Source organism: Polaromonas sp. AER18D-145, from assembly GCF_002379095.1.
Taxonomy (GTDB): domain Bacteria; phylum Pseudomonadota; class Gammaproteobacteria; order Burkholderiales; family Burkholderiaceae_C; genus Polaromonas.
Map to the genome: position 1 here is coordinate 1 of NZ_NBZV01000082.1, position 8,169 is coordinate 8,169.

At 64.3% G+C, this 8,169-nt stretch carries 5 protein-coding genes; 2 read left to right on the plus strand and 3 right to left on the minus strand.

Annotation, left to right across the window (positions count from 1 at the left end; genetic code table 11):
• Nucleotides 1-130: 130 nt before the first annotated feature.
• Nucleotides 131-457: a hypothetical protein gene (locus B7G52_RS22585; RefSeq protein ID WP_096699911.1), complete on the minus strand. Its 327-nt coding sequence runs from the start codon at nucleotides 455-457 to the stop codon at nucleotides 131-133.
• 84 nt (nucleotides 458-541) lie between these two features.
• A complete protein-coding gene (gene argA, locus B7G52_RS22590) occupies nucleotides 542-1,888 on the minus strand; it encodes an amino-acid N-acetyltransferase (RefSeq protein WP_096699914.1) in 1,347 nt (448 codons plus the stop codon).
• Nucleotides 1,889-2,072: 184 nt separating this feature from the next.
• On the opposite strand from argA, the gene B7G52_RS22595 reads away from it, so the two are divergent.
• Together B7G52_RS22595 and hrpA are read left to right on the plus strand one after the other, a co-directional pair.
• Entirely contained in the window at nucleotides 2,073-3,386 is a 1,314-nt protein-coding gene (locus B7G52_RS22595) for a diguanylate cyclase domain-containing protein (protein WP_170954857.1), read from the plus strand.
• Nucleotides 3,387-3,459: 73 nt separating this feature from the next.
• Nucleotides 3,460-7,374 carry an ATP-dependent RNA helicase HrpA gene (gene hrpA / locus B7G52_RS22600; RefSeq protein WP_096699912.1) on the plus strand — a complete coding sequence of 1,305 codons (3,915 nt, stop codon included), beginning with the start codon at nucleotides 3,460-3,462 and terminating at the stop codon, nucleotides 7,372-7,374.
• A gap of 85 nt (nucleotides 7,375-7,459) precedes the next feature.
• Here the strand turns inward: hrpA and B7G52_RS22605 are convergent, their stop codons facing one another.
• On the minus strand, nucleotides 7,460-7,618 hold the full coding sequence (locus tag B7G52_RS22605) for a DUF3309 family protein (RefSeq protein WP_096699913.1): 159 nt from the start codon (nucleotides 7,616-7,618) through the stop codon (nucleotides 7,460-7,462).
• Between the last annotated feature and the right edge of the window lie 551 nt (nucleotides 7,619-8,169).

Sequence of the window (8,169 nt, forward strand, 5' to 3'; positions counted from 1 at the left end):
CTTCTTCCACCGCCGCGCTTTCAGGCGGCAACAACCGTGCTACTGCACGGTCCTTGAATGCTTGTCCGTATCGAGCCACTTCTATCCTTCATCGCCGTCCCCTGGGTTTTAGGTTCTATCGGGGCGACAACTATTGTGACGCGGGGGGGACCGCAGCGATCAGTTCCGCAAGCGGGCATTCATGGAACTGAAACCGCATGGGCTTGGGAGGTGTGAGGTCCTCTGTCGATCCCCACATCTGACGACCGCGTAAGCCCTTGTCGTGGTCTTTGGTCAGGTACTTTGAAACGTACTGAGCCATCTTTGCCAGGCTCTGGGCGCGTGCATCGGCGTGCTGCTTTTTCCGGGTTTGCTTGACGTGGCCATCTACGTTGATGGTGCCGCCGGTGAGCATGACCACCGGCCATTCCTGGCCAGGTTGCAGCGGGTCTTCAAAGATCAGCGACACTTCGCCCACGACCTCCTGCCAGAACAGCGTGCAGACCTCATAGGAGGGGCGCGGGCAACGGAGAGCAGGTGACGAAGGCAGTCTGTTGCCTGCCTACAGGTTCTTCACCAACACCAAACTCTTGCGGTTGACGTTGTACTTGCGCTTGCGTGCCTCGGGCAGCCACTCGGGATCGACCTGCACAAAGCCGCGCTTGATGAACCAGTGCATGGTGCGGGTGGTCAGCACAAAAATGCTGTCCAGGCCCATCAGCTTCGCGCGTTGTTCGATGCGCTTGAGGATGCGTTCGCCGTCGCCCTGGCTCTGGCTTTGCGGCGATACCGTGAGTGCCGCCATTTCGGCGGTTTTGGCTTCCGGGTAGGGATACAGCGCGGCGCAGCCGAAGATGACGCCGTCGTGTTCGATCACCGTGTACAGGTCGGCGTCGCGTTCGATCTCGGTGCGGTCGCGCTTGACCAGCGTGCCGTCTTTTTCAAACGGCTCGATCAGTTGCAGGATGCCGCCCACGTCGTCGGCGGTGGCTTCGCGCAGGCTCTCGAGCTTTTCGTCGATGACCATGGTGCCAATGCCGTCGTGCACGTAGATTTCGAGCAGCAGCGAGCCGTCCACCGCAAAAGGCAGGATGTGGCTGCGCTCGACGCCGGCCTTGCAGGCCTTGGCGCAGTGCTGCAGGTAAAACGCGGTGTCGGTCGGTTGCGTCGGGTTGGGCAATTGCGCCAGCAGTTTCTCGGCGGTGGCCAGCGGCAGCTCGGTGTCGATCGGGTTGTCTTCGCTTTCGGGCTCGCCGGGGTGGATGCGGATGCCCGGAATTTCCGTCACGAAGATCAGCTTGTCAGCCTGCAGCTCAATCGCCACGCTGGTGGCCACTTCCTCCATGGTCAGGTTGAAGGCTTCGCCGGTCGGTGAAAAACCGAAGGGCGAGAGCAGCACCATGGCGCCGAACTCCAAGGTGCGCATGATGCCCTTGGTGTCCACCTTGCGCACCAGGCCCGAGTGTTTGAAGTCCACGCCGTCGACAATGCCGACCGGCCGGGCGGTGATGAAGTTGCCGGAGATCACGCGCACCGTGGAGCCAGCCATGGGTGTGTTGGGCAGGCCCTGGCTGAAGGCGGCCTCGATCTCGTAACGCAGCTGGCCGGCGGCCTCCTGGGCGCAGTCGAGTGCCACCGAATCGGTGATGCGCATGCCGTGCGAGTATTTGGCTTCGTGGCCCTTGGCGGCCAGTTGTTCGTTGACCTGCGGCCGGAAGCCGTGCACCAGCACGATTTTCACGCCCATGCTCTGGATCAGCGCCATGTCCTGGGCCAAATGCTGCAGCTTGCCGGCGGCAATCGCCTCACCGGCGATGCCGACCACAAAGGTCTTGCCGCGGTGCAGGTGGATGTAGGGCGCCACCGAACGGAACCAGGGAACAAAGGTGAAGTTGAAGACGGCGGACATGGGCGCGCTTTCGGGGTCGGGAAAGGTGAACAACAGGCTGGAGGAACGGGAAAGCCGGGCAAAAGCCGCAGCGTTCCGGACAATGGCAGTGAGTGTAAGGGACGCAGCGGCGCGGCGGGAGGCGCGGGCGGGCTGCCGCTGGTGCCCGTGGCAGCGGCCGTTTCGCCGGATAATGCGGCCATTCATGGACAAGCTTGCATTTGGTTTTTGGGGCGTTTATTTCGGCACGGCGGTCCTGATGCTGGCGGGCTCGGCGCTGGCGTTCGCCCCTTCGCTGCACCGCATCTCGCTCAATGCGGGCCTGGCGGCCACGGCCTCGAGCTTTTTTGTGGTCGCCTTTCTGGGTGGCCTGCCGATTGACGATGAAAACACGCTGGCGCGGGTTCTGGCGCACATTGCGATGCTGGTCTCGGGCTTTCTGGCTTACCTGCTGTTTTCCATCCTGGGCCTGCTGGATGGCAAGAGGGCGCGGCTTCAAACCCGGCTGGCGCTGACGGTGCTGGTGCTGGGCGTGATGGCGGCCGGCTGGCTGTTGCCGCCGGTGCCCTCGCTCGCGCTGGGCCTCGGTTTCGCCTGGACCCTGGGCGTTGTTGCATTGGCCGTGTCGCTGCGCAGTGTTTACCGCGGTGACCGGCAGGCCTGGACAGCGGTGCTCGGTGTGTTCTTCATGCTGGTGGCCATGCTGGGCCTGGGCTGGATTGCGCTGGTGCGCGGACAGGAGCCCTGGCCGGTGCATGCGGTCAGCGCGCTCGCTGGAACCGCCTACCTCGTGACCATGGCCGCGGCGCTCTGGACGCGCTACTCCTACCTGATCGAGCTGCACCAGGTCATGGCAATGGGCCCCAGTTACGACCCGGTGACCCGCATGCGATCACACATGGAAACCGGGCAGATGGTCGGTGACATCTTTCGCCGCCGCCGGGATGGGCCGGCCGGCCCGGCGGCCGCGCGCGCAGTGGATGCCGGCAACGGGGCCGGGGGCTGGGCGGGCGATGTCCCGCCTGTGTCCCACCGTTCCGGGCCATGGGTGGGCGTGATGGTCGTGAGCATAGGCAACCTCTACGCGCTGGAGCGTCTGCACGGTATGGCGGCGGTCAACCATGCGCTGTTTGTCTGTGCCGGGCGCTTGCGGCGCGCGGTGCCGGCCTACGTCGAGATGGGTCGGTATTCGGGTGACGGCTTTGTGCTGCTGCTGCGTGACTGCAACGACAGCGGCCAACTGGTCCGGCTGGCGCACCAGGTGGAGGCGCGCCTGTCGAAATCAGTGATTCTCAACACCAGCCTCGACGCAGCGCGGCGCGAAAGCGAGCAGACGCGCTGGCAGGCCGAAATCGGCGTCGGCTTGTTGCTGGTGTCCGACCCGGCGGCCAGGGCTTCGCGCGTGCTGGCCGCCTGCAAAGCCATGTCGCGCACCGCCATGTCGTACGCCAGCCGGATCGCCTGGCTGGACCAGGCCAGTGGCGAAGCGGTCGAGCTGCCGGTGCTGCAAGCCGCCTGAAGCATCGTCTTGGCCCTGTTGCCGGGCAGGCGCCCGCCAGCACCGATAATCAGTGGTTTTGAGCCCCCATCCCTTGTCCTCGCCCCCCTTGTCCGTGCCCTTGCAGATCGATTTTCCCGAGTCCTTGCCCGTCTCGGGCAAACGCGAGGAAATCACCGCCGCCATCCAGGCCCACCAGGTCGTCATCGTTTGCGGCGAAACCGGCTCGGGCAAAACCACGCAGTTGCCCAAAATCGCGCTGGCCATGGGCCGCGGCAAGCTCAACTACCCGGCGGGCCAGGGCCGGCTGATCGGCCACACGCAGCCGCGCCGGATTGCCGCCTCCAGCGTGGCCAAACGAATCGCCGAAGAACTCAAGACGCCGCTGGGCGACGTGGTTGGCTACAAGGTGCGTTTTCAGGACCGCTTGAGCCGCGACGCCTCGGTCAAACTCATGACCGACGGCATTTTGCTGGCCGAGACGCAGACCGATCCGCTTCTCAAGGCCTACGACACCATCATCATCGACGAGGCCCATGAGCGCAGCCTGAACATCGACTTCCTGCTCGGCTACCTGCGCCAGCTCCTGCCGCGCCGGCCTGACCTGAAGGTAGTCATCACCTCGGCGACGATCGATGCGCAGCGTTTTGCGGATTACTTTGCGTCCAGCAAAGGTCCTGCACCGGTCATCATGGTCTCGGGCCGGATGTTTCCGGTCGAGCAGCGTTACCGTCCGTATGAAGAGTCGCGCGACTACGATCTCAACGACGCGATCGCCGACGGCGTGGACGAACTCTGGCGCAACCCGCACAGTGCCGGCGACATCCTGATTTTCCTGCCGGGTGAACGCGAGATCCGCGAGGCCGCGGACCATTTGCGCAAACACCTCGCGCACCAGCCGCTGTTTCGCAACGCCGAGGTGTTGCCGCTGTTTGCGCGTCTTTCCCAGGCCGAGCAGGACCGCATTTTTGACGGTCACACCGGCAGGCGCATTGTGCTGGCCACCAACGTGGCCGAGACTTCGCTGACGGTGCCGGGCATCCGGTATGTGATTGATGCCGGCACGGCGCGCGTCAAGCGTTACAGCTTTCGCAACAAGGTCGAACAGTTGATGGTCGAGCCGGTGTCGCAGGCCGCCGCCAACCAGCGCGCCGGGCGCTGCGGCCGTGTGGCCGACGGCATCTGCATCCGCCTGTACGACGAGCCCGATTTTTTGGGCCGGCCGCGTTTTACCGATCCGGAGATTCTGCGCAGCTCGCTGGCAGCAGTGATTTTGCGCATGAAGGCCTTGCACCTGGGCACCATCGAAAGTTTTGCCTTCATCGAGCCGCCCCAGGGCCGGGCGATTGCCGATGGCTACCAGCTGCTGGCCGAACTCGGTGCGGTGGACGACGACAACGAACTGACGCCGGTGGGCCGCAACCTGGCCAGGCTGCCGCTGGACCCGCGTGTGGGCCGCATGATCCTGGAAGCCAGGGAGCGGCAGGCGCTCGACGAAGTGCTGGTGATCGCCAGCGCGCTCAGCGTGCAGGACGTGCGCGACCGGCCCATGGACAAGCAGGCCCAGGCCGACCAGGCGCATGCGAAGTTCGATGATGAGAAAAGCGAATTTTCAGGCTACCTCAAGCTCTGGAAATGGCTGGGTGATGCACGCGGCGGCCATGATGCCGTGCACAAGCTGACCAACCGCCAGTATGAAAACCTGCTGCGCGAGAACTACATCAACATCCGCCGCGTGCGCGAATGGCGCGACATCCACTCGCAGTTGCACGCGGTGGTGGGCGAGCAGAAATGGGTGCTCAACGACAAGCCCGCCAGTTACGAGCAGCTGCACCTGTCCATGCTCTGCGGCCTGCTCGGCAACCTTGGCATCAAGAACGAGGAAGACGACTGGTACCTGGGCGCGCGCGGCATCAAGTTCTACCGGCATCCGGGCGCCAAGCTCAGCAAGAAGCCGGGACGCTGGATCGTGGCGGCCGAGCTTGTCGAAACCACGCGCCTGTTCGGCCGCGGCATTGCCAACATCGAGCCGCAGTGGGTCGAACAGGTCGCCGGCCACCTGCTGAAAAAACAGCTGCTGGACCCGCACTGGGAGAAAAAGGCCGCGCAGGTCACCGCGCTGGAACGCGCCACGCTGTACGGCCTGGTGATCTACAACGGCCGGCGCGTCAACTTCGGCCGCGTCGACCCGGTGACGGCGCGCGAAATTTTCATCCGCGAAGCGCTGGTCGCCGGCAACTGGGACACCAAGCTGCCTTTCCTGCAGGCCAACCTCAAGCTGATCGAACAAGTGCAGGACCTGGAGCACAAGGCGCGGCGCCAGGACGTGCTGGTTGACGAAGAGCTGATCTACGCCTTTTACGACCAGCAGCTGCCGGCCGACATCTGCACCGGCGCCGGCTGCGAACACTGGTACAAGGACGAGGTCAAAAAGCAGCCCAAGCTGCTGCTCCTGAGCCGCGAGGAGTTGATGCGCCACGAGGCGGCCGGCATCACCACCCAGGCGTTTCCGAAAACCCTGCGGCTGGGCGGTGTCGATTGCACGGCGACCTATCTGCATGAGCCGGGTGACGCCAGGGACGGTGTCACCGTCGATGTGCCGCTGTTTGCCCTGAACCAGGTCAACGAGGAACGCTGCGAGTGGCTGGTGCCCGGCATGCTCAAGGACAAGATCCAGGCGCTGATCAAGACCCTGCACCAGCGGCCGCGTTCGCGCCTGGTGCCGCTGCCCGATACCGCAGCGCGCATGGCGGCCGAGCTGCTGCAGCCGGAAAAATTCGGCGCCGGTTCGCTGACGGACGCCGTGCTCAAGCTGGTGCGTGATGCGACCTCGCTGGACATCAAGCGCGGCGACATCAAGATCGACATGCTGGCGCCGCACCTGTTCATGAACTTCCGCGTGGTTGACGAGCATGGCCGCCAGCTCGGCACGGGCCGCAACCTCGGTGCGCTCAAGGGCGAGCTGGGTTCGCAGGCACGCGGTGCCTTCCAGGCGCTGGCCGGGCTGAAAACGCGCCCCGCGCCGCAGGAGCGCCAGGGGTCTGAGTCAAATCGGCCTGCAGCCCAGCAGGGACGGGCGCAGAATGCTCCTGAAAACATAGCTAACCTGCCACGAGCTGCGGCGGTCAGGACGCCGGAGCGCTACACCAGCTGGAGTTTTGGCGAGCTGCCCGAACTCATGGAGATCAGCAAGGGCAAGCAGACGCTGATCGGTTTCCCTGCGCTGATCGACCTCGGCGACGCGGTGACCATCGAGGTGTTCGACGAACCCGACGTGGCCGCCACCAAACACCGCGCCGGTTTACGGCGGTTGTTTTCGCTGCAGATCAAGGACGCACTGAAGTACCTGGAAAAGAATTTGCCCGACCTGCAGAAAATGGCGACGGCCTACATGCTGGTCGGCCGCGCGGCCGACAACTCGGGCGGCGGCACGCTGGAAGAACTGCGCGAGCAGATCATCGAAGTGGCACTGGACCGCGCCTTTTTGCTGGAGCCGCTGCCGACCAACGAAGCCGACTTCAGGAAACGCATCGACGACGGACGCGGGCGCCTGACGCTGATTGCCAGCGAAGTCGCGCGGCTGGCGGCCGGCATCCTGGTCGAGTTTGCCGCGGCACAGCGCAAGATCAAGGACACGAAAAACGCAGCCGAGGCCGCCGCGGATGCAGCGCAGCAGCTGCAGCGCCTGGTGCTCAAACGTTTCCTGACGCTCACGCCGTACACGCAGTTGCAGCACTTCCCGCGTTACCTCAAGGCCATCACGCTGCGGCTGGAGAAGTGGCGTGCCGACCCGGCCCGTGATGCGGCGCGGCTGGCCGAGTTGCGGCCGCAGGAGCAGCGCTACTGGCGCCTGGTGGCCGAGCGCAAGGGCGCGACGGACGCGCGGCTGCAGGAGCTGCGCTGGCTGCTCGAGGAGCTGCGTGTCAGCTTTTTTGCGCAGGAACTGCGCACGCCGCAACCCGTGAGCATCAAGCGGATTGAAAAAGCCTGGGCACAGATCAACAGCTGAAACGTTTCACCGGCCGCCGCGCGTCACGCAAAAAAAAGGACTCCAGCCTTGCGGCGGAGTCCCTTCTCAGCGGGATCGGTGAGATCTAGATCCGGCCCATCAGCAGCAGCACGATCAGGATGATGACAATCAGTCCCAAACCACCGCTGGGACCGTAGCCCCACGAGCGGCTGTGGCCCCAGGTCGGCAGTGCGCCCACCAGAATCAGGATGAGGACGATGAGCAGAATCATTGAAATCGACATGGAGAACTCCTTGTTATGTATGGACTGATTGTTGCCTGTGGTTGGGCTGGATCAAGCAGGAAGGCGCGCTGACCTGCCGTCAGGGAGTTCCTACAGTTTGGGGGCCGCTGTCATTAGGCTTTTCCGCAGGTCCTGGGGGGTGTCTGCGCCTGTTGGCCGGGGGTTGCCCGGCGGCAACTCACTTTTCTTTTGCGTCGCCAAAAGAAAAGTAAGCAAAAGAAAAGGCGACCCGATGGTCTGGGTCCCTCCGCTTCGCTGCGGGCAGCCTGCGGTGCTCGCCGAAAGCGGGGTCGAGCTCGAACTCGGCTTCGCCTCAAACAATTGCTCGCCCTGATCCGCTTTCGGCTGCGCTCCTCGGCCCAGCCCGACGGGTGGGGGAAGAAATGCGGATTCGGATTCGGGATCGGGTACGGGGAGACATGACGCGCGAAGCGCGTCATGTCGGACTCAACAATCCGTCATTCATGCACGCGGACGCAGCACACGCGGCCAAATGAAGTCCCCCTCCATCGCCCAGCGGGGCGAGGGCAGGGGATAGGGGTGGGAGTGGG

Coding starts and splice junctions, on each gene's coding strand:
- B7G52_RS22595 (WP_170954857.1), top strand. CDS start 2,073: ATGGACAAGCTTGCATTTGGTTTTTGGGGCGTTTATTTCGGCACGGCG.
- argA (WP_096699914.1), bottom strand. CDS start 1,888: ATGTCCGCCGTCTTCAACTTCACCTTTGTTCCCTGGTTCCGTTCGGTG.
- B7G52_RS22605 (WP_096699913.1), bottom strand. CDS start 7,618: ATGTCGATTTCAATGATTCTGCTCATCGTCCTCATCCTGATTCTGGTG.